The sequence below is a fragment of the Pedobacter cryoconitis genome, assembly GCF_014200605.1.
Classification (GTDB): Bacteria; Bacteroidota; Bacteroidia; order Sphingobacteriales; family Sphingobacteriaceae; genus Pedobacter; species Pedobacter cryoconitis_B.
Genome location: NZ_JACHCE010000003.1, coordinates 537014 through 561362 on the forward strand (window position 1 = coordinate 537014; position 24349 = coordinate 561362).

General features: G+C 39.6%; 25 protein-coding genes and 2 tRNA genes. 7 read left to right on the plus strand and 20 right to left on the minus strand.

From position 1 onward, the window contains the following. From HDE68_RS13020 to HDE68_RS13055, 8 genes are all read right to left on the minus strand, one after another. Positions 1-1809 (minus strand): hypothetical protein, encoded by a 1809-nt coding sequence (locus tag HDE68_RS13020; RefSeq protein WP_183882575.1) that lies wholly within the window; start codon positions 1807-1809, stop codon positions 1-3. A gap of 249 nt (positions 1810-2058) precedes the next feature. Next, positions 2059-2385 (minus strand): hypothetical protein, encoded by a 327-nt coding sequence (locus HDE68_RS13025; protein WP_183882577.1) that lies wholly within the window; start codon positions 2383-2385, stop codon positions 2059-2061. Between the two features lie 2 nt (positions 2386-2387). Then, on the minus strand, positions 2388-2822 hold the full coding sequence (locus HDE68_RS13030; protein ID WP_183882579.1) for a hypothetical protein: 435 nt from the start codon (positions 2820-2822) through the stop codon (positions 2388-2390). A gap of 7 nt (positions 2823-2829) precedes the next feature. Then, the gene (locus tag HDE68_RS13035; RefSeq protein ID WP_183882581.1) at positions 2830-4005 is read right to left on the minus strand and encodes a DUF2586 family protein; all 1176 of its coding nucleotides are present in this window, start codon (positions 4003-4005) and stop codon (positions 2830-2832) included. Next, positions 4002-4208, minus strand: coding sequence for a hypothetical protein (locus HDE68_RS13040; protein WP_183882583.1), 207 nt, complete (start codon positions 4206-4208; stop codon positions 4002-4004). The genes HDE68_RS13035 and HDE68_RS13040 overlap by 4 nt, the downstream gene beginning before the upstream one ends. A 20-nt stretch (positions 4209-4228) precedes the next feature. Further along, positions 4229-4945: a hypothetical protein gene (locus HDE68_RS13045; protein WP_183882585.1), complete on the minus strand. Its 717-nt coding sequence runs from the start codon at positions 4943-4945 to the stop codon at positions 4229-4231. A 74-nt stretch (positions 4946-5019) separates the two neighbouring features. Further along, entirely contained in the window at positions 5020-5322 is a 303-nt protein-coding gene (locus tag HDE68_RS13050; RefSeq protein WP_183882587.1) for a hypothetical protein, read from the minus strand. Positions 5323-5336: 14 nt separating this feature from the next. Next, positions 5337-5876 (minus strand): TIGR02594 family protein, encoded by a 540-nt coding sequence (locus HDE68_RS13055; RefSeq protein ID WP_183882589.1) that lies wholly within the window; start codon positions 5874-5876, stop codon positions 5337-5339. Between the two features lie 429 nt (positions 5877-6305). Between HDE68_RS13055 and HDE68_RS13060 the strand changes: the two genes are divergently transcribed. Then, positions 6306-6596, plus strand: coding sequence for a hypothetical protein (locus tag HDE68_RS13060; RefSeq protein WP_183882591.1), 291 nt, complete (start codon positions 6306-6308; stop codon positions 6594-6596). 112 nt (positions 6597-6708) lie between these two features. Here the strand turns inward: HDE68_RS13060 and HDE68_RS13065 are convergent, their stop codons facing one another. From HDE68_RS13065 to HDE68_RS13075, 3 genes are all read right to left on the minus strand, one after another. Continuing rightward, positions 6709-6888 carry a hypothetical protein gene (locus HDE68_RS13065; RefSeq protein WP_041883972.1) on the minus strand — a complete coding sequence of 60 codons (180 nt, stop codon included), beginning with the start codon at positions 6886-6888 and terminating at the stop codon, positions 6709-6711. 76 nt (positions 6889-6964) lie between these two features. Beyond that, positions 6965-7609 carry a DUF3164 family protein gene (locus HDE68_RS13070; protein ID WP_183882593.1) on the minus strand — a complete coding sequence of 215 codons (645 nt, stop codon included), beginning with the start codon at positions 7607-7609 and terminating at the stop codon, positions 6965-6967. Between the two features lie 7 nt (positions 7610-7616). Continuing rightward, a complete protein-coding gene (locus tag HDE68_RS13075; RefSeq protein ID WP_183882595.1) occupies positions 7617-7787 on the minus strand; it encodes a hypothetical protein in 171 nt (56 codons plus the stop codon). Between the two features lie 306 nt (positions 7788-8093). On the opposite strand from HDE68_RS13075, the gene HDE68_RS13080 reads away from it, so the two are divergent. Continuing rightward, positions 8094-8786 (plus strand): helix-turn-helix domain-containing protein, encoded by a 693-nt coding sequence (locus HDE68_RS13080; protein ID WP_183882597.1) that lies wholly within the window; start codon positions 8094-8096, stop codon positions 8784-8786. 90 nt (positions 8787-8876) lie between these two features. Here HDE68_RS13080 and HDE68_RS13085 read toward each other — a convergent pair whose 3' ends face one another. Next, the gene (locus HDE68_RS13085; protein ID WP_183882599.1) at positions 8877-9143 is read right to left on the minus strand and encodes a hypothetical protein; all 267 of its coding nucleotides are present in this window, start codon (positions 9141-9143) and stop codon (positions 8877-8879) included. A 212-nt stretch (positions 9144-9355) separates the two neighbouring features. Between HDE68_RS13085 and HDE68_RS13090 the strand changes: the two genes are divergently transcribed. Further along, positions 9356-9580, plus strand: coding sequence for a hypothetical protein (locus HDE68_RS13090; protein ID WP_183882601.1), 225 nt, complete (start codon positions 9356-9358; stop codon positions 9578-9580). A gap of 491 nt (positions 9581-10071) precedes the next feature. Here the strand turns inward: HDE68_RS13090 and HDE68_RS13095 are convergent. The 5 genes from HDE68_RS13095 to HDE68_RS13115 all read right to left on the minus strand — a co-directional run bounded on the left by HDE68_RS13095 (position 10072) and on the right by HDE68_RS13115 (position 13772). Next, positions 10072-10145, minus strand: a tRNA-Asp gene (locus HDE68_RS13095). Between the two features lie 136 nt (positions 10146-10281). Continuing rightward, positions 10282-11331: a hypothetical protein gene (locus HDE68_RS13100; protein ID WP_183882603.1), complete on the minus strand. Its 1050-nt coding sequence runs from the start codon at positions 11329-11331 to the stop codon at positions 10282-10284. A 169-nt stretch (positions 11332-11500) separates the two neighbouring features. Further along, a tRNA-Asp gene (locus HDE68_RS13105) sits at positions 11501-11574 on the minus strand. An 88-nt stretch (positions 11575-11662) separates the two neighbouring features. Continuing rightward, a complete protein-coding gene (prfA, locus tag HDE68_RS13110; protein WP_183882605.1) occupies positions 11663-12736 on the minus strand; it encodes a peptide chain release factor 1 in 1074 nt (357 codons plus the stop codon). Positions 12737-13016: 280 nt separating this feature from the next. Beyond that, a complete protein-coding gene (locus HDE68_RS13115) occupies positions 13017-13772 on the minus strand; it encodes a UDP-2,3-diacylglucosamine diphosphatase (RefSeq protein WP_183882607.1) in 756 nt (251 codons plus the stop codon). Positions 13773-13975: 203 nt separating this feature from the next. On the opposite strand from HDE68_RS13115, the gene HDE68_RS13120 reads away from it, so the two are divergent. Together HDE68_RS13120 and HDE68_RS13125 are read left to right on the plus strand one after the other, a co-directional pair. Then, positions 13976-14986, plus strand: coding sequence for an NAD(P)/FAD-dependent oxidoreductase (locus HDE68_RS13120; RefSeq protein WP_183882609.1), 1011 nt, complete (start codon positions 13976-13978; stop codon positions 14984-14986). Between the two features lie 3 nt (positions 14987-14989). Beyond that, a complete protein-coding gene (locus tag HDE68_RS13125) occupies positions 14990-15319 on the plus strand; it encodes a 2Fe-2S iron-sulfur cluster-binding protein (protein WP_183882611.1) in 330 nt (109 codons plus the stop codon). Here HDE68_RS13125 and HDE68_RS13130 read toward each other — a convergent pair whose 3' ends face one another. Continuing rightward, positions 15320-17017 (minus strand): S41 family peptidase, encoded by a 1698-nt coding sequence (locus tag HDE68_RS13130; RefSeq protein WP_183882613.1) that lies wholly within the window; start codon positions 17015-17017, stop codon positions 15320-15322. Between the two features lie 44 nt (positions 17018-17061). Then, positions 17062-17277, minus strand: a complete 216-nt coding sequence (locus HDE68_RS13135; RefSeq protein WP_183882615.1) for a hypothetical protein — start codon at positions 17275-17277, stop codon at positions 17062-17064. A gap of 536 nt (positions 17278-17813) precedes the next feature. Here HDE68_RS13135 and nagB point away from each other — a divergent pair. After that, positions 17814-19733 (plus strand): glucosamine-6-phosphate deaminase, encoded by a 1920-nt coding sequence (gene nagB / locus HDE68_RS13140; protein ID WP_183882617.1) that lies wholly within the window; start codon positions 17814-17816, stop codon positions 19731-19733. A 106-nt stretch (positions 19734-19839) separates the two neighbouring features. Next, positions 19840-22686 carry a M16 family metallopeptidase gene (locus HDE68_RS13145; RefSeq protein ID WP_183882619.1) on the plus strand — a complete coding sequence of 949 codons (2847 nt, stop codon included), beginning with the start codon at positions 19840-19842 and terminating at the stop codon, positions 22684-22686. 81 nt (positions 22687-22767) lie between these two features. Here the strand turns inward: HDE68_RS13145 and HDE68_RS13150 are convergent, their stop codons facing one another. Further along, on the minus strand, positions 22768-24300 hold the full coding sequence (locus tag HDE68_RS13150) for a glycoside hydrolase family 10 protein (RefSeq protein ID WP_183882620.1): 1533 nt from the start codon (positions 24298-24300) through the stop codon (positions 22768-22770). Positions 24301-24349 lie beyond the last annotated feature (49 nt).

Consider the following 24349-nt stretch of genomic DNA (forward strand, 5'->3'; position numbering starts at 1 on the left):
TTATTGTGCTTTTACAAGTGAAAAATCTGCCACTGCAGTAAGCAATGCATCTTTCACCATGGTGACCATGCTTTCTTTGCTCATTGTAGTACCGTTTTGATTATAGATATTCAGGTTTTCGATCAGCTTAGTAATGTTCAGGTTTCCAGTATTTTGAGTAGCGCCAGCCTTATCCGGCCCCGCAGTACTCATCACCTGAGTTGCAGCCACTCCACCAATCGGGCTCATTGCCGGTAAAGCAGGTGTTGCCTTCAGATTGAAGCTGGAAAGTGCGAGCATAGTCTCATTAGAGACATTTTTTCCAGCCGCATTTTTCTCCTTTTTAGATTCCCCTTCTTTTTCTTTCTGACTGTCCTGAAAACTTTTCGCTCCTTTTTCTTTACCTTCCTGTGCAGCAACCTTCAGATCTTTCATGCCATCAGAAGAGAAAATCTTATTCCACAGATCTTTTATAGGTTTGATCAGTTTCATAATCTTGTTCATAATCCCATCGAATAGTTCAGAAACCCATTTCCAAATGCCGCTAAAAGCTTCTCTGATAGGTTTAATCAAAAGATCATTGATCCACTTGGCAAAGCCCGAAAAGGTTTTTGTAATCCAGGTCCAGATACCAGAGGCAAAACCAAGGATAGCCGTAAAAACAGATTTAACCACATTCCAGATACCCATAAAAATACCAGTGTATAAATCCCAGATAAATATGGCTACAGGCTGGATTACAGATGACCAAAGCCATTGCAGCCCGTTGCTGATTCCCTCCCATACGGTTTGTATGAATGCTCCAATGGCCATAAACACACCGGAATAAACTTCCCAGATAAACGCGGCAACAGGTTTAATAACCAGCTCCCATACCCTATTGACCACTATGCCAATATTGTAAAATACAGCTTGTGCGACCTCCCAGATGCTGAAGAGGATCTCTCTGAAACGCTGTGAATTATCCCACAATAATTTAACAGCTACCACAACAGCGGCGATGGCGGCAATAATCCATCCGATACCAGGGATGCTCATAATTGCAGTTCCCACTCCGCTTAAAGCAGGAATGATATTTTTTATGCCCGAACCTACCGTACTGATCACTGTTCCTAATCCACCCATACTCTTGCCAATACCGTCTACCAGTCCGCCTACACTACCCATGCCCTGGCTTAAGGTGTCCATCACTTCGCCAACACCACCTAAGGTGTCACCAATAGTACTTGTATAATCCCCGATGTGACCAACCACACGGCCAATATTTCCGGAAACACCACCCATGTTTTCCATAGAACTACCCAGCTCTGTCATCAGATTGCCTACAGTTCCCATCGTGTTACCGATATTGGAAGACAGTTCTCCCATACTGCCTGACACTTCGCTCATTGTACCCATTACACCGCCGATATTGCTGGTTACCGTACCCATCTGGCCTGCAAAGGCTCCAAGCCTGTCCACAGAATTGCCTACGATATCGGTAATGCCCTGAGCCTGTTCGGGCTGCACCCTTGTCGCCGCAAGGATATCTCTTCCGGCCTGGATAGCACCGGAGAAACTAGTTTTAAGGTTTTTAAATGACTCTGAAGCCTTATTAAGGTCAGATGTTAACTTTGTTAAGGAGAAGACCTTCTGAAAATTATTCTGGAGATCGTCAATTGATTTAGTCGTTTTTTGGATCGTTTCATCAATTGCTGTTAACCCTTTTTTTATATTCACAAAAACAGGGTCGCCATTGGTGATGAAATTAATAGGAAAAGTAATGCCGCCGTCAGCCATGTTGGAATATTGTTTTGTTGATTTGATATAATTATTATTTTTGTTCAGCACTGAATCTGATTTAAAAGCCGGGGTATCGGCTTGAGACACAATACCCCTAAGCTCCAAACATCACTTTGAATAGTTCAGCCTGATTTTCGAGTCGCCAGCGCTCCAGCCATTGTGCCTGGGCATGTAATTTTGCCCATTCACTAAGCTGCAGTCTTTCCGGATCGACACTGAAGTTTGAGCGGATTAATGCATCGCCCTGCCACCTTCCGGTGTCCGTTTTGCTATTGTCCGGCTCGCCATTAAGCGAGCCTACAAGTTTTTTACGGTCACATTAAAAGAGTTCATATGCTGCGCCAGGCATTCTACAGCCTTTAACTTTAAAAAGTCGCGCTGACTCAATGCATCGTCCGAAGCAATTACACAGTTGTCAAAAAGTGCAATCGTACCTTTAATCGCATTTTTCTCTCCTACTGCTCCTGTAGCTTCCAGTGTTTTGAAATCCGGTTCCCTGAAAATCGCCTGGTAAGTTGTACCAGCCTGTTTTACTTCTCCTAAAATTAAAAAGCCATGCTTTTCTTTAAGTTGCAGAATCTGAGCATCACTAAGTCCGCAGATTAGTTTTTCATTGTTTTCCATGATTAAATACTCTTGTCTACTACGTGTGAAACGATTAATTCTAATTCTACCTCTTTGCTCATATCACCTTCTTTCCAGTCAAAAGCATTCTTTTTGAATTCGCAGTTTTTTAATACATGCGTAATCAGCGGGCCTGCTTCAGGCTGATAGTTTACTGTAATGCTAAATGGCGCAACACGGTGTAACTGACCTTTTGGTGCTCCGGCTTTTAAAGCGAATACAGTTCCTGCAAGCAGTGTAATAGAAGCTGTTGTTGAAATACGACCGTAACCGCGGCTTACCGGGTTTCTGCCTGCACCATAAATATTTTCCTTTTCCATGACCTCTTCATACTTGATGGCCCTGATCCCTGTTAATGGTACGGCGTCGATATTGACAATAATATCCGCCCATCCATATTCTCTACCGTTAATTAATGGCTCTAATGTGATTCCCATTTTTATTTTATTTTTGAAGTGTTAAACCAATTTTTACTGTAATCTCTCTTAAGGTGCCTACTGGTACCAGTCTTAATACGACTTCTAATTTTGAAGTTTTAAGGATCGGCTGATCGGGATTGATGACAACTTTATAGCCGCTCAATTCACCGTTTCTTACCATCTGATCTAAAACATCATCACAAATAGATTCTAATGCTGATGCTGTTGAAGCCTGGATCTTTCCGGTGTCCGGATCAACGTAAGCAGGACCAGAAACTTTTGGTAAAAGCACTTTGTTGACTTCTCTGATAGCCTTATCAACTGTTCTGTTGTTTTCGATATAAGCAAAGTCACTGGTTAATTTTGTTGCGGTGAAACTATCGTTCAGATAAGAACCAGCAATTCCTGTGTACTTAGTACCGAAGATGTATCCTTTTTCATGAATTGACTGTAGCTGTGCAGGTGTATAATCACTGATCTTAGTTCCGTCTGAAAAACCTAATACATCAAGCTCTCTCGCCATTTCTGTAGTTGCTTCAATTGGTTTCGGATAAGCAGTAGATACCAGGTTTTGTTTCTCAACCCAACCAATAGACTCCTGAACTTTTGCTTTAGACACTGCACCCAAAACTGCCCCAATACAGGAAACACCACGGTATATGCCGTTTCGTCTGGATAAATAATCTCCTTTTCCGCCAATATCCTGACCAACCACAACACTTACACGGTCAGCATTCAAATTATGCAGGTCAGATAAAGCAGGAATATCATTTTCCATAAGAGGTCCTGCCAATAAAATACTTAAAGGAATATTCTGGTTACTAAGTTCTACGGCAACCTGTTGCAAATTAGAGACATTACTATTTATCATTCCCATGGATAAAGAGGTATCATAAATCGCAATCTGTCTGATATTACCTTCCGCAAGGTTCTGTAAACTTTTAATCTCTGTATACATCCAGTCAGCCATCAATCGGCTTTGTATATATAATTTTGCGCCTTCATTGATTCTGAAGAACTCTTGTACATGATAAACCAGTACCGGACTATTTAAAGCGAACTCCTCCACTTCACTTGCCGATAACACTAATCTTCTTGGCACGTCTGATTCGCCATAAACAATAAGTCCGCTAATGTGGTCGTTGCCTGAAAGCTGTCTTGCAAGCCCGCCGTTTTCTCTGATGAATTTTACACCGTTCATTGATTTGTTTTTGTTATTTTTTGAATTGTTTTGTTATTTAACTCTTTAGCATGATCCTGTGCAGCTGATTCCAAATAGAATGGGCTGCCATCACTGGTCAGGTAATACACATCCACTGCCGGATGCGGTACAAATACCTCATTTGGGGCATTTGTCTCTTTTTGCGCTTTAATCGCAGGTGTTCCTTTGTTACGTTTTGCCATGTTGACGGGTTAATTATTGTTTAAAATTCTACTAAGTTGTAAGACAGGCCAAGGCCCAGTCCAGGTGAAAACTGGCCTTTAAATGGGTTGTAATAATAGCCGGCCAGTAAGCTCAGACCAAAACGGGAGGGCTTAGGTGCTGTAATCGTTAAAGACTGCATGCCATTGATAGAGATCCGTTTATCCGGACTCAGGATATCAGTATATTGTACATAGGGAGAAAACCAGTTCTTCCGCTTTGCGTAATCCTGCCTTAACAGTTTGATCTGATAATTAATATCAAAAGTGCCACCCGTCGTATCCAGGCTGAAACTCGCTGTTAAATAATCATCATGATAGACATAATGCTTCTTTTGAAGACTATCGATAATACTGGTCGCTCTTTGTGCAGTAACCTTCAGGTTGGCGTTGATCAGGGAAGCCTGCTGCAGTTTTTTAGTTTTATCCAGGTTATCCAGCCTTAAGCTATCCATCACAGACTTACTGATAGGCAGCTTACTGATGTCGCCATCACCAATGATGGCGGCTTTTCTTTCGAGCGTTACTTTGGTATAACCTTTTTGATCTACTGCAGTTGCCAGTATTTTTGCAGCCGTTTTTGCTTCATCAATAAGTGCCGGGGATCTTGTTTCATTCTGAGATGCCGGTTGCGGAGCGAGTTTGAATAGTTTAAAACTAAGCCAGACAATCAGTGAAACTGCAGCAATTAATGCCAGTTGTAATCCTCTTGTTTTCATTAGAACGAATTGGTTTTTAAGGGTTTCATCAGCTTAAATTTTAGGTTGTTTTATGTTGATTTTGGTTTCTGGGTTTAGTGGTACTTATATCTGCTGATAGCCGTACTGTCTACTGTTTTTTGTATCTGGAGGTTCGCTGACCGCTCTATTAAATAGGCCTTAAATACCTCATCTTTCTCTTTTCTTTCAGCTTTCACCATGTTTTCAAGCTGTTCAATCTTTCTTGAGTAATCTTCTTTTGCTGTGCCCGCATCAAAGCGCTCGGTCACAATTACACTGACCAGAACCATTGTAACCACATAAAGTGCATAAGCAAATGGGGTCTGCGCAATCTCTCTCAAAGAGATCTTCTCCAAACTTTCTTGTATATTTTCCAATGGCCACGTGATTTTTAAACTTCATTTTCTGAAAATGCTCCGCTATCGCTAAGTCTTATTTTTTTTACGGTTTCAGGTTTGTTTTTGAAGGCTACTCTTCTGCACGCTACCAGCCTGGTCTTTTCAATCCAGGCCAGACCAACTGCGTTACTCTGGTTACCTCCATAAACTAAAAAGGCTTTATCATTCTCCCCGCAGTAGAAGCCTACATGGCCGCCACCCGGACGTTTAAATACTAGAATGTCATTAAATCCTTCTTGTCCTTTTCCAACCTCAATGCCCCATTTTGACCATTCTAATGCTGCCAGCAGCTTACTTCCAACTGTTTTGTACCCTGCACGCTGTACACAGACTCCGACAAACAATCCACACCATGGAATGTCATCATTTGTGTACCAGCCCGAAACGCCAACTTCTTTAGCCCATGCTAAAATATTTGGGTTGCTGTCTTTGCCAGGGATCTCCAGCAGGCCATAATGCCTGCGTGCCTCCACCCATATTCGTGGAGATTTGAAACTGTCAAGCCATGTAAATTTTTGTGGTAGTGTTTTCATCTCTCTCTTTTTATTGTTTCTAATCAGGATAGGGTTATGCGGGTGGCACTAAGCCTCCCCGCCATTTGAACCTGTTTAATTAACCCTATTAAAGGAGTCCGTTACCGGCTTCCATATCTTGTTTTGAAGCCACGACTTTCTATACAAATAATAGCTTAAAACATGGGTCTGAATACAAGAATGTTTCTCATTCATATATGTATTACAGCCTAATTTTTCAGGCTTGTAAACCTGAGCTGAATTTGTGTGACATCTGATATTTTGTCGTCCTTACAATGACAAAGGTGTATCATTTTTCAGGGCTAAAAAAATCGTGAATCAGGCATTGTAACTTTCATAACATTTTTTGTATCAGCCATATACAAGCATTGATCATCAGTTTTTTTACCCCTGTTTTTTCATAGAGATTTGTATTATAAAGTATTTGATATGAAGGATTTGATCTTAAAAAACAAGAAAAAAAACAAGGCAGATGAGCCGGTTAAAAACACAATTATGGTGAAACAGCAGCAGCCTGGAACCAGGTCTGAACACAGTAGGAATGAACAGGATGATGGGGTTGATCCGGAGGTTTTCGATCTGTTGAAATCTGAAGAGGAAACAGGTTCTTTAAATGAGGCCAGACGTTATTTTGAAAACGACCGGGCAAAAGTGAGGGAGTCCCGTTTTACAGAAGAAAACACTTTAATGGAAGAAGGTTTCGAAGATTGGTTTTTTTAGACCTATTCATCAGAACAGAATTGTAGCCTTCTGTTATTACACAGAAAAGCCTGTTTTACAGCCTTCGAAGGGGTGAATGTAAAACAGGCGCCGGGGTTTTAGGGAAAGAGGGTTAACTGGCGTAATTGCCTTCACCCTTTAAAATTGCTCTGACAGTACGCGGACTGATATAAAATTTAGCCGCCGTCTTTTCTTCCAGCGCATCCAGGCGCCATTCGGGTTTTTGCTTTACCAATTCGTCAAAATAGTCTTTAACCGCTTGATTTCTAGATATAAATTGTTGTTTTGCCATCAATGTAATTTTTTAAGAGCGCTCGTTGGCGCATAGATTGTTTAATAGATAGAATTCCTGGTATAATTGGCTGGACTTACAGGCTGGAGAAATTTAGCTCCAGACGATCCCATTTACCTGTTTCATTTTTCATTTTGAAATCATAAGCGAAACCTTTCAGGGTAATACTATAGCTTTCCTTTAAAAGACGTAGTCCTTCTGTCCAGCGTATATCATCAAATTTGTTTTCATGCTGCATCAGACTAAAGACTCTTGCATATTCCAGATCTCCATTCTGATTTCGCTCCAGAAAGCTCAAAAGGATCTCAAATAGCTTTACATCTCTTTTTTTAACAGCATCGCCCAGGAAATCTTTGATCAGACTGATCGCTTTAACCGCTCTTTCATCCCACACCGGATCAGTATCCCTCCTTCTGGTGATTCTTTTATTGCCAGTTTTATTAGTCAGACTGAAACCGCCTTTACTTGTAGCAGGGATTAAACCATATGCTGCAGTTTTCTGGGCCTGCATCGCCATTACTGTATGTACCCTGGCCTTAAACCTAGCTATCATATGATGCAGCATTGCCGCTTCGTCTGTGAGCGCTGTAATATCCGTATCACGCTCAGTTTCATAATCCACCCTGGCTCTGTCCAGTCTGGCCTTTTCCTGTTTCTTACGGTCGGCCAGCATCCCTTCCAGTTGAATAATGCTTAATTCAGTTGTGTTCATTCTCATCATTTCCATATTATTTTCGTTTAATAATTTTTAATTGACTGGTATCGTATATATAGAATTGTTCCTGTGTATTTTCACCTATCTCTTCCCCTATTTTACAGAAATGCAGGTGGTATTCATCAATTACTTTAATTTCGCTTTCCGCATAGTAAGCAACCTTATTGTCTGGTGAGTTATTCATAATTTAATGTCTAATAATTTATATAGCCGTTGGGTTAATTCACTTACATATTGAGTGCAAATGTTAAGTTTACCTCAATTTGTGATCAATATTTTGCATTACCTCACAGTTTTGTGATAATTTTCACAATAGCTGATCATTTGTATATATCAGTAATAACAAGATTAATCTGACATCAGATCGTTTATAGCCTGATAGTTGCACTTATTATTTTTTTATTTACTTTTGTGCATGGTATAGTTTGTCTTTCTTGCCGGAACAAACATACACACAAAAAGTGTTTAAAATCAAATAAATATTCACAATATGAAGGAGACTTCAGGTAAATCACAGATCCTTAGCCAAATAAAATCTCACTATAACTTTAAGAATGATGCAGAATTTGCACGTTACTTAGATATAAAGCCAAATACACTATCTAACTGGCACAGCAGGAACACGATAGACTATGAATTAATAGTCACAAAATGTGTTGATATTGATGCAAACTGGTTATTGACCGGGCAGGGAGAGATGCTTAAAAACGAAGGGCAAGAGGTAACTGTTAGAAAGTTAAGAACAGATATGCTGATGGATACACAAAATATTCCGCTTTATGATGTACAGGCGAGTGCAGGGGTTATTGAATTACTAGGAAAAAACCGGCTTAAACAAATACCGATAGATTATATACGGATTCCTAAACTACCAAAATGTGATGGTGCATTATACATTACCGGGGATAGTATGTATCCACTATTAAAATCAGGTGATATTGTGATGTATAAAGAAATCAAGGACATTGCCCATAACATTATTTGGGGAGAGATGTACCTGACTTATATTGAGCATAACGGAGACGAATTCTTTTTCACCAAATATTTACAGAGATCTGAAAAAGAGGGATTCGTAAAATTTGTTTCTCAGAATCAGCATCATCAGTCGATCGAGTTTCCACTTCATGCAATCAAAGCGCTTGCAATGGTTAAAGCATCTATCAGGATAAATTCACAGTTATAGAAAAATAGTAGAAACACAAAAGGTCTGTTATCGGATGATAACAGACCTTTTAATTTGATTGATGCCTAATCCTGTAATGAGACAGGCATTTTATAATGACTTAGAATTTTCAGATTTTAATTTATTAATATCATCTTGTTGTTTTTGCATTAATTGCATCAAGATTTCTATTTTCTTATTTTGTTCAATAAGATGCAATGTAAGCTCTTCTTGATGTTTAAGCAATACCTTATTAAGATTACCCAATTCTACCCCATTAGCTCCAGCCTGAATTGCAGAAGGAAAACCAGGTAAATGTTCATTTTTTTTGAAAGTCTTTGGTGTCAGGGATGCTCTTATGGCTCTGAAAGCTTTCAATTTGCATGGGAATGACTCAAAGCCGAAACAAGGCCGTGCTGTTAGTAAATAGATTCAAAATAGCTAAATAATCAATCTATATCGGCCGGGTACTGCCCGGGTACTGTTCGGGTACTGTTCGGGTACTCGTTAGGGTAAGAGCAATGTTAAAGTAAGGTAAGAGCATGGCAAGTCCAAGTAAAAACAACTAGTTGAAATGACTTAGAGTTCCTATGCTTAAAGGCTGTTTACAACGTGGTGTCACCCCGATCTCTATTCAGGCACAACCAAATCATAACCGGACGAAGATTAATGAAATTATAATTTTCCCTTTGACTAACCCATGGACAAAGCGGACAATTGCAGACAGCTGCGGACAGCTGCGGACAGCTGCGGACAATTACGGACATTTTTTACTCATCAGGATAATCTTTAACGCGAATAGCTTACATTGGTAGAAAGGCATTTATTTATTATGGGAAGTTTAACGGATAAATTTTCAAAGGGAATCCTGGGTGATTTCATTTTTAAGGCAGCAGTCTGGAGTACAGGTTGTTTCAAAAGTTCTGTACCGGGCACAATGAAACAATCAATGGAAACCGAAAAAAACAGGATCTTTCCTCCCCCTAAGAATTCCGCTGAAGCGTTGACCGATCTCTGATCAAAGTAATCAGGACGTTTAATAATGATAAATTGAACTATAAAATCAGGAAGTAATTAGCTTATTAAAGAATCGTAACCATCTGCTTTGAACTCAAAAAATATCAAACACAAAACTTGAAATTTAATCCCTAATCCACAAGTTTATGACTTGATCCGATTATTTTCCATCCGGTTTACGGCTTTAATAAAAATTACTACACGATACAATTCCAGAAGATTTTACAATAAAAAAAGGCCTGTTATCGGATGATAACAGGCCTTTTAATGTGATTGATGTCTAATCTTGCGGACCGGACGGGACTCGAACCCGCGACCTCCGCCGTGACAGGGCGGCATTCTAACCAGCTGAACTACCGGTCCGTTTCCTTTCGACAATTTCAGTATAAATACTGTTCGTTGTTTTCTGGACTGCAAATATACGCTAATAAATTAAAAACAATTTTAAAAAGTGATGAATTTTAAAAAATCTATATAATTCACTGAAAATGAGCAACTATTATTTTTTTGTTCTATCAACAATCTCCGTCAAACTCAACCATTCTTCATTTTTCACTCCTTTTAACTCTCCTTTTTGCGTAGGATGTCCCCTAAAAAGCACAACAGGCATCTGTTTCTGACCAGGTGGAAGACTGATTTCATTTCCATCCCTCGTTATAGAATGTTTTAGCGAACAGAATAATTCAACTGTTTTACCATCTGTTCTTGCCATAAAATCTTTAACATCCCACGGATAACCCCAGTATTTCTTATCATTCTCAATCACTACGGGGTTAATATAAAGAAGGGTTTTATCCTTTCCGGTTTTTAAGTTCTGATCCACAAAGGTATAATCAGCACCATCTTCATCACCTATCGCCTCATAAATCTCAGGCTCCGGATCACTATCAAGATTAATAAACCAGCGATAATGAAATCCATCTCCATAGTATTGAAGTTTTTTGACTGTTTTAAGATTAGAGGTGATCCAATACTCATTTCCTACGCCTGTCGAATCAAGCTTCATCTTACAAATGAAATCTGGAATTTTATCTCCTGTAAAATCAACCTCCTCTACATAATTGATTGAATCCTTAAGATATTGCTGCAGTTTTACAGGGGTTTTTATCCGCAGTGGCCTTGTAAAACCAACCTCACCAAAAGCCCTCAGCGTATCATTGTTTAGCGTACCGGCTGTTTTTATCTGCTTTTTCACAGTAAACATATATTTACCATGCGTTTTTCCTTCTTTATCAACGCTGTTATTACAGGAGACAAGAAAAACAACAGGGATAATGAGCGACAGAAGTGTTCTTTTCATTGTAAATATTTGCTTAAAATTAATATTTACTTTTACATCTATGAAATTCATTTCTCTGCTTTTTACGCTTTTATCTTTATGTATTCTTTTAATACCATTGATTTTCCTGATAAAATATGGATACAGGAGAACTAAAACCGGAGAAGGAACTTCATTACTTAAAATCACCACAAATGCATTCTTAACAGGCCTGATTACACCTTTTGCATCCATAATAATATTTCTTGTACCCACATCTTTTTCAGGCACCGGGACGGAAGATTTTAAATGCTATACCTTTATCTCTGGTTTCATTGTAATAGGAATATTAATTAATATAATTTTCCTTCCGCTGATTGCTGGTATATTTAAAATTCGCGAATCTTTAAACGAGAAAAGCCTGTTATCTAATGATAACAGGCTTTCTATTTAATTTAAGCGGACCGGACGGGACTCGAACCCGCGACCTCCGCCGTGACAGGGCGGCATTCTAACCAGCTGAACTACCGGTCCGTTTTCCCATTTGGGAATGCGAATATAGGAACTATAATCGCATTACGAAATTAATATTTCAATTATTTTCGACAAAAAATGCAACTCATTAAGCTACAGATCCTTCTTTCATTTTCTCAGCATTCTCAGCAAACTGTAATGCATCAATAAGCTCCTGCACGCCACCATCCATTACACCATTCAGATTATATAAAGTCAATCCGATACGGTGATCTGTTACTCTTCCCTGAGGATAATTGTAAGTTCTGATCTTAGCTGAACGGTCTCCTGTAGATACCATAGTCTTACGTCTTGAAGCAATATCACCATTGCGTTTCTGCAATTCGATATCATATAACTTACTACGTAACATCTCCATCGCAATTTCCCTGTTACCTAGCTGCGAGCGCTCCTGCTGACAAACAACAACCATACCTGATGGCCTGTGCGTCAACTGAACTTTAGTCTCTACCTTATTTACGTTCTGTCCACCTGCACCACCTGAGCGGGAAGTTTGCAGATCAATATCAGCAGGGTTCAAATAGAAATCGATTTCCTCTGCTTCAGGCAACACAGCTACAGAAGCAGCTGATGTATGTACCCGGCCTTGTGTTTCTGTGTCAGGCACACGCTGTACACGGTGTACGCCAGACTCATATTTCAATTGTCCGTATACATCTTCTCCCGAAACTTTCATGATCACCTCTTTGTATCCGCCAGCTGTACCTTCTGTTACATCAACAACTTCAACTTTCCAGCGTTTCTGCTCGAAGAAACGGGTATACATTCTAAATAAATCACCAGCAAATAAAGCTGCCTCATCACCTCCTGTACCACCTCTGATCTCGAATACTGCATTTTTGGAATCTTCAGGATCTACAGGAATCAGCATCAAACGTACACGCTCTTCAATTTCTTCCTGCTGTGCCAATAACAAATCCAGTTCTTCTTTAGCCATTTCACGCATTTCAGCATCCTTTTCTGTAAGCAGGATCTCTTTGTTTGCGTCAATATTGCTCATTACATTTTTGTAAACCAGATATTCGTTTACAATCTTGGTAAGGTCTTTATATTCTTTATTCAACTGGGCAAAACGTTTCATATCCTGCATCGTATCAGGATTGGTCAGCTGCTCTTCGACATCTTCCCAGCGAATTTTTATAGCTTCTAATTTCTCTAACATAATCTTTTTATTCAGCAAATAAATAATTGCCCCGATCCATTTAACAACGTTTATTTAGTTAATAGCCAGTATTAATTACCGGGAATTACCGTATCAGACGGATGTACTGAAGCAATTGGTATTTATAGGATTACAAAAATAAGGTTTTTCATTGAAATAAATCATTGATTTTTAACGGTAATGAAGCTATCATATGCTACTTAGTTTCTGTTCAATCGGTTTATACTCTGCTGCACATGATGGTTTCATTGAAATAAATCATTGATTTTTCAACTCAGGATCAATCCCCATCCTTTTCAAAGTACTTCAAACTCAACTCTTCGCCATCAAAAACGGCATAAGAATTAAATCCAAACCACTCCCCTATATTATAATATTTACTATCACTGCCCAGATCAACGATCATTGGCAGGTGCCGGTGCCCATAAATAAAATAATCATAATGCTGTTTTTCCAGTACTTCACGTGAATAAACAGCTAACCATTCTTTATCCTCACCCAGAAAAACTTCTTCTGTAGCAGTGTTTGCTATACGGCTATGACCGGACCAGCCTGTGGCAATGCCTAAACCAATTCTCGGAGGAAGTACTGAAAACAACCAGCGGCATACCGGGTTTCTGAAAATCTTTCTTAGTATTCTGTAATTGGCATCTCCAGGTCCTAACCCATCTCCATGATGCAGATAAAAACTTTTTCCTCCTCTATGGATAACAAGTTCATCACTAATGATCTGCATACCCATTTCTTTGGTAAAATAATCATCTACCCACATATCGTGGTTCCCCCTAAAAAAGTAGATTTTAACACCGGCATCAGACATAAAAGCCAGCTTGCCCATTAAACGGATATATCCTTTAGGGATAACTGTTTTGTACTCAAACCAAAAATCAAAAATATCCCCCATTAAAAATAACTCAGCGCAGTCCTGTTCAATGGAAGTAAGCCAGCGTACAATACGGTCTTCACGAAGACGGCTTGTGGCATGATCTGGTGACCCTAAATGAAAATCAGAGGCAAAATATATGTTCTTTTTCATCAATATTCAAAGATAGTCAACCATTTTATCATTCATGTTCAAAAATATTTTTTAAGCATAATCGGCCTTAACTATATGATAAAATGAATACTTACCCCACTAGATTGGTCAACTTTGTCAAATCAGCCTCAATTTTAAACCAAATGCAGACAATTGAGAATCATTACAAACAAATTTTGTAAATTCGCAACAAATTTAAATACATGATTTCTACAGATATAGCCATCATTGGCGCCGGACCCGTAGGTTTGTTTGCTATTTTCGAAGCAGGTTTACTTAAAATGCGTTGTCATTTAATTGATTACTTACCTCAGGTTGGAGGTCAGCTCTCTGAGATTTATCCTAAAAAACCGATATATGATATCCCTGGTTATCCGAGCGTACTGGCTCAGGAACTGGTTGATAATCTGGTAGAACAAGCTAAGCCTTTTCATCCTGGTTATACTTTAGGTGAGCGTATTGAAGGGTTAGAAAAACGTGGTGAAGGCGATTTCGTGTTAACAACGAACATGGGGACAAAGATAGAAGCCAAAGTAGTTGTAATTGCTGGTGGATTAGGTTGCTTCGAACCTCGTAAACCTGCTGTTGCCGGATTAGAACAATTCGAAAACGGACGTGGTGTAAACTATATGATTTTAGATCCTGAACAATACAGGGGACAAAAAATGGTGATTGCCGGTGGTGGTGACTCTGCATTAGACTGGACTATTTTCCTGGCTGATATCGTAGAAGAATTAACACTTGTTCACCGTAGTGAGAGCTTCCGTGGCGCACCGGATTCAGTAAATAAAGTAATGGAACTTGCTGAAAGCGGAAAAATCAACCTGGTATTAAACAGCAATCTGAATTCAGTATCAGGACACGGTAAACTGGAAAACGTAGAGTTAGTACATAACCGCAGCCTTGAAAAAACAATCATCCCTGCTGATCACCTGATTCCTCTTTTTGGTTTAAGCCCAAAATTAGGTCCTATTGAACAGTGGAACCTGAACATTCATAAAAGTGCAATTGAAGTAAATACAGATGATTATTCTACAAATATCCCTGGTATTTATGCAATTGGCGATATCAATACTTATACAAACAAGTTAAAACTAATCCTTTGTGGATTCCATGAAGCTGCATTAATGAGTCACAGTGCTTACCAGTATATAAATCCTGGAATTAAATACACTATGAAATATACTACAGTTAACGGAGTAGCAGAATTTTAAATAATGGAAGAAAATAATATTACCGTACACGTTCAGAATCCTGATGGTACTTTGACTTCACTGGAAGCCCCTGTAGATATGGGGTTAAGCCTGATGGAATATCTTAAAGCTTGTGAGTACGACATTTTAGCTACCTGCGGAGGTATGGCTTTATGCGCAACCTGCTGCGTAGATGTTTTAGAAGGTGAAGAGAAATTAAAGGAAATGACAGATGACGAGTATGCGATGCTGGATACATTACCTGATCTTTTACCTAATTCAAGATTAGCGTGCCAGCTGCAGCTGAGCCATGACATGGACGGACTAGTAGTTAAATTACACGGTGCAGGATAATTAATTACTATCTGCCGGTCCTGCTATTATTTTTACAGGATCACCTATAGTTTTATAAGCACCTTCACCTTTCAATATTGCAAGCATTTTAGTAGAGTTGCCAAGCACAGATTTCGCTGCCTCCAATTCTTTATCATACTGAAATGCTTGCATTATTTTACCCTTCTCAAAATAATACCGGCTTACAATCTGTGTTTCCAATATTCTTTTGATCTCTGCTTTGTGTGCAAGCACCTCAGTTTTCTTTGCAACAAGCATTTTCGCTTTCAGCTCGTCTAAATCCTTTTTAACTTCAGTAAGCTTTTGTTCTTTTTCGGCTTCGGCTCTCAGATCCGACAACAACTTTTCTGTTGTGGAAACATAAGCATAGTCCTTACCATCCAATGAATTTGCAAATGCGGTATAGTCTTCGTCTGATAATTGAAAATCTGTGGCCGGACTAATTGATGCATGAGTCTTTTTATAGGCATTAGCAAAGTCAAAAAACATACTTTTACTAATCAGAGAGATAGTGATAGGACTTAATTTTGTCGCTCCGACTTCTACATCAGGATAAACCCCAGAACCGTTATATACACTTCTTCCTGTCCTTGTTTTATATTTTGCGATCAGTGAATCAGCTATTTTCACATTTTTACCCTGTGCATTTTTATGGGTATAATCCACCGCTTGTATGCATCTGCCTGAAGGTGTAAAATACTTGGCTACCGTAACTTTAACCAGACTGTTATAAGGAAGATTAAAAGTTTGTTGAACCAGCCCTTTACCATAACTCCGCTGCCCGACAATAACACCTCTATCCAGGTCCTGTAATGCACCCGCTACTATTTCGGAGGCCGATGCAGAAGATCCATTAATCAATACGGCCAAAGGGAGGTCTGGAAGCAATGGCAGACTAGTAGTTTTATAATTGATTGTTTTTTCAGGATTGCGCCCTTTTTGAGTAACGACAACCAGGTCTTTATTGACAAAGAGATTAACGATTTTCACTGCTTCCTGCAAAATTCCACCACCATTATACCTCAGGTCAAGGATCATTCCTTTGGGATGTTGTTTATTTAGTTCGACAGCGGCATCCTGTACCTCCTGTGCAGAACCTTCCAGAAATTTATCTAAACGGATATAAACAAGATCACCAACCATCCCTGAATAAGAAACATTGGGCTGTCTGATTTCATCTCTGATCAGTTGTTTTTGAATTACTGTACCTTCTCTGACAATCAGCAGGTCAACAGCAGACCCACGCGGGCCACGAAGCAGGCGGCTAACCTCTAATCGCTCTTTCCCCTTTACCTCAACGCCATTAATTTTTACAATCTGATCTCCTGGCTGAATACCCAGCTTAAAAGCCGGATAGCCTGCACTCACTTCATTCACAAAAAGTTTACCCTCTATAAAAACAGTGCTTGCCCCTATTCCTCCAAACTGTGTACTTACATACTTAAGCTTATATTCCTCTATCTCAGATTCAGGAATGTAAGTTGTATAAGGGTCCAGTGTTTCCAGCATAGCATCTATGCCATTTTTCATTAAATCTGAAGGATTGGTTTCATCCACATAGTTGACACTGATCTCTTTATAAAGAGAAGCGAAAATATCCAGGTTTTTAGATACCAGGAATAAGTCCTCCTTAAAAGACCAGGTAAAGGATGCCAGTGCAATAAGAGCAAACAGGAGTGCAAACTTATTTCTTTTCATGAGCATGCAAATTATTTAAGAGAATGTTTTACATGCGGCTTAGCTTACAATCTATTTCCGTCAGGATCAGCAAGCGCCTTGTTAATAGTGAATTCTACGTATTTGACATCTCTTTTCAATAAAGTAGTCAATTGACCAACCAACTGATCTTCCTGACCAGGAGCAAATATTAAATTCTCTTTAGCTAAATCTCTGTATTTCCTAAGAACTTTGATTTTAACTCTTTGTGCTGTTTCAGGAGTGAATGTAAAACTTGCCATAATATATTCTTTCCCGCAAAAATATAAAAAAAAAACAGCAATGCACCTTCTATATAATGTATATCTCATCCTCCCTTCAAGATTCATAAGATCTTGGGATGCTGAGACCAAACGCTATTCTTAAAGATGAAATCATGAGCTCTTCTAAAAAGCAAAATCTTAAAGCGCCTTCTAAAAAGTAAAACCAAAAGTTCCTTCAAAAGAATATCTAAAAACATCTTCTGGAAGTAATCGCTCTAAGCTTATTAAAAGAGCAGGTCTTATTCTCTAAACTTCTTCAAAAAGTACATCTAAAGTCCCTTCCAAAAGCAATCCCTGAGCTCTTCTAAAAGCAAAATCTTAAAGCTCTATCTATATAAAGCGCCAACCAGCACACCACCCCCATACGATGCGTTAAAAAAGGGAGATCATGTTTGGTGACATCATTCATTCTATATGAATGCCGTCACCAAACATGATCTCCCTTTTTTAATCGAAGAGCCGAAATCTTTTTTATATTTACGTCTTCCTTAAATCCTCAAAACTCCATACTAAAAATGGCAAGATTAAATCTTTTGGAAGAAACACGTTTTGAAAAACTCCCTGTTTCAGTATTTGATAATCCAGCAGCAGCATCTCTAAACGTTGCACAGCGCATCGCAAATCTCATCAGAGACAAACAAGAAAAAAAGCAAAAAGCAGTTATCGGTCTGGCAACAGGCGCCACACCAGTTGCTGTATATGCAGAACTTGTTCGTCTGCACAAAGAAGAAAATCTTAGTTTCAGTAATGTAATCACTTTCAACCTGGATGAATACTATCCAATGCAGCCTGATGCTGCCCAGAGTTATGTGACCTTCATGAAAGAGCATTTATTTGATCACATTGATATTCCTAAAGAAAATATCAATATCCCTGACGGTACACTAAGTCTTGAGGCTATCCCGGCATTCTGTCTGGATTACGAACGTAAAATCGGTGAACTCGGAGGCCTGGACATTCAGATTCTCGGAATTGGACGTACGGGGCACATTGGTTTTAACGAACCTGGTTCTGCGCCAAATTCAGGAACCCGTTTAGTTACACTGGATGACCTGACCAGAAGAGATGCCGCAAGAGACTTTGGGGGAAAATCTTTCGTTCCTTCAAAAGCAATTACCATGGGAATCGGGACTATTTTCAAAGCCCGCGAGATTATCCTGATGGCCTGGAGCCAAAAGAAAGCTTCCATTATTAAAAAGGCTGTAGAAGGAGAGATTTCAAGTGAAGTACCGGCCACATACCTGCAACTTTCTGATCATGTAGAATTTATCCTGGATAAAGATGCAGCATCATTACTAACCCGCTTCGATACACCATGGCTGGTTAAAGACTGTGTATGGGAAGATAAATTAATCAGAAAAGCCGTAATCTGGCTGGCTAATACTTTAAAGAAGCCAATTCTGAAACTTACCGAAGACGATTTCAACAATAATGGAATGGCACAACTGGCCATTGAAAGAGGCCCGGTTTACAACATCAATATTCATATATTCAACAAATTACAACATACAATTACCGGATGGCCGGGAGGGAAACCCAATGCAGATGATTCTCAGCGTCCGGAAAGAGCAGCACCAGCTAAAAAAAGAGTTGTTATTTTCTCTCCTCATCCGGATGACGATGTCATCTCTATGGGTGGCACTTTTATCCGTCTCGTAGATCAGCAGCATGAGGTCCATGTAGCTTACCAGACTTCAGGCAATACAGCTGTCTGGGACGACGATGCTTTAAGATTTGTAGAGTTCAGCATTGACTTTGCAGAGAAAATGGGATTAGACCAGAAAGAGCTAACAGACATTTATCAGAATATGCGCTCTTTTATTGCGCAAAAGCAGCCTAACCAGGTAGACACACCCGAAATTCAATCCGTAAAAGGATTGATCAGAAAAGGAGAAGCTATAGCTGGTGCACGCTATTGCGGCCTTCAGGATGACCACATCCATTTTATGGCTTTACCTTTTTATGAAAGCGGTAAAAACAAGAAAAACCCGGTCACCAATCTGGATGTAGAAATGACGATGGACTTACTTCAAAAAGTTAAACCAGAGCAGATTTTTGCTGCCGGAGACTTTGAAGATCCACATGGGACACATTTGGTTTGTTTCCATATAATCATTGAGGCGATGAACCGTCTGCGCGAAACAGAAGCATGGGCAAAAGACTGCTGGTTATGGATGTACCGTGGCGCATGGCAGGAATTCGATACACACGAAATTGAAATGGCAGTTCCATTAAGTCCTCAGGAATTGCTGAAAAAGAAATATGCAATTTTCAAACATCAGTCACAAAAAGACAGAGCAGTATTTCCGGGCGATGATGCCAGAGAATTCTGGGAACGTGCCGAAGACAGAAACCGGGAAACGGCAAAAGCTTATGATGACTTAGGATTAGCGGAATACGAAGCAATGGAAGCTTTCGTCCGCTGGAAATTCTAGTCGTTATTTTATCTTAAAATCTTAGCGCCTGTTTAAAAAACAGTCTCAAACTATATTAAATATAGCTTTAGACCGTTTCTTAAACAGGCGCTTAAATTAAATCCATATGTATAAAAATATTATCCCGGTAATCGGGCTAACTTTGCTTGCCGCAATTAGCAATCCGGTATCTGGACAGCATAAAACAATTCAACAAAAACCAGCTGCAACGGCTAATGCCGGAAAGCCAATACCTAATGACCCGGCGGTCAAAATCGGCAAACTCCCAAATGGCCTCACTTACTATATCAGGAAAAACACTGAACCTAAAAACAGGGCTGAACTCTATCTTGCCAACCGCATAGGTTCTTTAATGGAAAATGATGACCAGCAGGGACTGGCACACTTCACAGAACATATGGCTTTTAACGGTACAAAAGACTTTCCCAAAAATGAGATTATTAATTATCTGCAAAAAGCAGGAGTCCGTTTTGGTGCAGATTTAAATGCTTATACTTCATTTGATCAGACAGTTTATCAGCTTCCAATCCCAACAGACAGCACAGAGCTTTTTAAAACAGGTTTCAAAATACTGGCCAACTGGGCAGGAAAAATCAGCATGGAAGCCGATGATATAGACAAAGAAAGGGGGGTAATTATTGAAGAGGATCGTCAGAGCGGTAAAAATTCGGGAGAAAGGATCAGGAAACAACTGTTACCTGTATTATTAAAAGACTCCCGTTATGAAAATCGTATTCCTATTGGAAAAATTGATTTACTAAAAACCTTTACGCATGATAAAATCAGGAATTTCTATGCAGACTGGTACAGGCCTGATTTACAAGCTGTAATTGCTGTAGGGGATTTTGATGTCAATGAAGTTGAAAAATTAATTATAGCCAACTTCTCTGACTTAAAAAACCCGGCTAAAGAAAGAGAAAGATTAAAATACGATCTCCCTGACAATAAAACCCCGCTGGTAAAAATAGTTACGGATCCTGAACAGCAGTATAATATTGCCTCTGTAACCTGGAAACAGCGTGGCAACATATTGAAAACTACCACAGATCAGCGAAAAAACATGGTTTACGGAATGATTAACGCTATGTTGTCTGCACGTTTTCAGGAAATTATGGAGAAAGATAATGCGCCATTCTTATTTGCACAAAGCTCATTTGGTGGTTATCAGGGCGGGTTAATACCTGATCTCAATGCTTTTCAAACCACAGTTGGAGCGAAATCAGGCAAAGAGCTCGCACATGCTTTTACCGCAGCCATTGCCGAAACTGAAAGCGCAGTGAAATTTGGGTTCCTGCAATCGGAGCTCGATGTAATCAAAAAAAATATTGAAGCCGGAAATGAGATGTTGCTCAAAGAAAAAGACAAAACCTCTTCCGGTGCTTTTGTAGGTGACTATCTTAGCCATTTTCTTACCGGAGCTGCCATAGGATCTATTGATTTCAATTATGCAGCTACCAAACAGAATCTAAAGACAATCACACTGGCAGAAGTTAATGCCCTGGCAAAAACGTTGATTACCAAAGACAATCAGATCGTTATTGTACAGGCCCCTGAAAAAGAAAAGGCCAATCTTCCAACTGCAGCACAGCTGCTTGCCATTTTGGCCAATACAGGAAAAAACCTGAAACCCTATGTAGATCATACGATCAGGAAACCTCTTTTAGCGCAGCCACCGGTAGCGGGTAAAGTAACAGCAGAAAAGAAATTTGAGGATATAGGGGTTACGGAATGGACTTTAAGTAATGGAATTAAGGTTTTACTGAAACCAACGGATTTCAAAAATGACCAGATTCTTTTCAGCTCTTTCTCTAAAGGAGGTACTTCTCTGGCAAACCCAAATGATTATCAATCCGCTGATAACGCAGGAATCATCCCGCAAAGTGGCCTTGGAGATTTTAACCCTTCACAACTGAACAGGTTATTAGCAGGAAATACGGGTAATGCAAGTGCCTATATTGGCGAACTTTACCAGGGATTTAGCGGAAGCGCTGCTCCTAAAGATTTAGAAAATGCTTTGCAGATGGTTGTCGCTTCGGCATTGAACCCACGTAAAGACACAGATATTTTCAACAAATGGATCAGCGATGCCAGAGTAAGTCTGGAAAATAAAAATGCAGATCCCGAAAGTGTCTTTGCAGACACCGTACAAGCCGTTCTTTCTTCTTACAACAAAAGAAGTATGCCCTATACTTTGTCCGATCTGGATAAAATATCGCTGGACAAAGCTTTTGACTTCTATAAAGACCGTTTTGCAGACCTTGGAGAGCAAACCTTTGTTTTTGTAGGTAACTTTGACCTAAACACCATTAAGCCTCTTATAGAGACTTATATTGCGGGATTACCTACTTTAAATAAGAAAACTGATTTCATAGACTTAGGTGCACGTACACCAGATGGCCTGATCAGTAAAACTGTTCGTAAAGGACTGGAAGATAAAGCCAGTGTTCAGCTTTACATTCATGGCGATTATGATTATACGGCCAATAACAACGTACAACTTGACGCCTTAAACAGTGCTCTGGAAATTAAGATACTGGAAAGACTGCGTGAAAAAGAGAGTGGTGTTTATTCTCCCGGGGTTTCTCTGAGTGTCAGTAAATATCCAGCAGCGCATTATTATTTTGTGATCTCCTTCAGTTGCGCACCGGCTAATGTAGAAAAACTCATCACTGCTGCCCTGGAAGAAGTGAAAAATATCAGGACTAATGGTGCAACGGCACAGGATATTGTGAAGTTCAAGTCTGAAGAACAGCGTCAGCAGGAATTAAATCTTCGCAATAATGGATACTGGCTGGGCTATCTGACTACAAGGCTAAAATACAATGACAGCTTAAATCAGTTACTCACAGAAAAACAACGCTTAGATGAAGTAACCGTTGAATCTTCTAAAGCTGCTGCACAAAAGTATTTAAAACAGGACAATTATATCAGACTTGTTTTAATGCCCCGGTAAGCATATAAATTGATAAAATAAAAATGCCCCCGGAATTGTCTGACTTTCTGGGGGCATTCCATTAATTCATGTCCGTTTTTTTTATTTGGTCTCTACGCCTACCGGACCACCTGGCTCACTTTCGTTCTTTAACCTGTCAAGTGCAGTAACCAGATAGGTGTACCTTTTTCCTCTGACTATACCGGTGTCCAAAAAGGACGTTATATTTTCAAAACTTATCTTTATAATATTTTTCGGATTCACTACACTGATTTTCTCTCCTTCATCAAACCGGTAGATCACATAACCAGAGGCAGTTTCCCCATCTTCTGCTTTTAACGGCGCAGCCCATTTCAGCTGTACCCCAACTCCTACAGCCTCTGCTGCTAAGCCTTGAGGCGCATTTGGAACAATTTCATCCAGCCATGGCATTTGCGGCGGAAGTGCCGGATACTTGTACAAATCGTTTCTCAAAGAATCTCCTGTTGCCCTTGCTACTGTAGAAAATGATTTTGAGCTAAAGAAAACACTTCCCTGAACCCGGTTATTTTCTCTCATATACCTGATCTGATCAGGAATCTGGCTTGGAATACGCCAAGCTGCCTCCATACGCTGATTCATCAGGTATGCTCCCTGCCCGATATAAAGATGCCGGCCATAAGTGTTATTACTCCACCAGTCTACTAAAGTACCAAATGGTGCAGCTTTTCTGGTGAAACTGAAATAGATCTGAGGATTGATATAGTCAACCCATCCTTCTTTTACCCATTTTCTTGAATCGGCATAAAGTTCTGTATAATTGGAAAGCCCGTGAGTTGCAGAACCCTGCGGGTCTTCATTGCTGTTTTTCCAGATTCCAAAAGGACTGATTCCAAATTTCACATACTTTTTATAATGATGAATACTATCATCAAGCTGTTTAATCAACAGGTCAACATTGTTCCTTCTCCAATCATTCAGATTAGTAAATCCATTTGGATATTTACTAAAAGTTGCCCCATCATTGATCCTTTGTCCCGAAATAGGGTAAGGATAGAAATAGTCATCAAAGTGAATACCATCTACATCATATCCCTTAACTACATCCAGAATTACCTGAACGATATATTCTCTGACCTCAGGTATTCCAGGATCGAATTGTTTTTTCCCTCCGTAAGTAAAGAACATGTCCGGCCTTTTTTTGGTCATATGCTCTTCACTGAAAACTGTATTTGCACTCATACTTGCCCGATATGGGTTAAACCAGGCATGCAATTCCATTCCACGGGAATGCGCTTCTGTAATTGCAAATTCCAGCGGGTCATATCCAGGGCTTGGCGCAATACCTTGTTTCCCCATCAGCCATTGGCTCCAGGGCTCTCTTGATTTCCGGTAAAATGCATCCGCAGCAGGCCTTACCTGCAGCAAAATGGCATTCATTCCATTTCTTTTATGCTGATCCAGTAATGCAATCAGCTCCTGCTTTTGCTCATCTACGCTCAGTCCTGGTCTTGAAGGCCAGTCAATATTGGTAACAGTTGCAACCCAGACCCCTCTAAACTCCCTTTTTGGAGCAATTTTTGCTGGTGTTTGTGCATAAATAAAAAGTGGGGTAATTAAAGTTGTTAGAATTGCAAAAACAATCTTTTTCAGCATTATTGGTTCTTTTGGTAGTTTAAACTTAATATCAATGTGGGGAAAACAG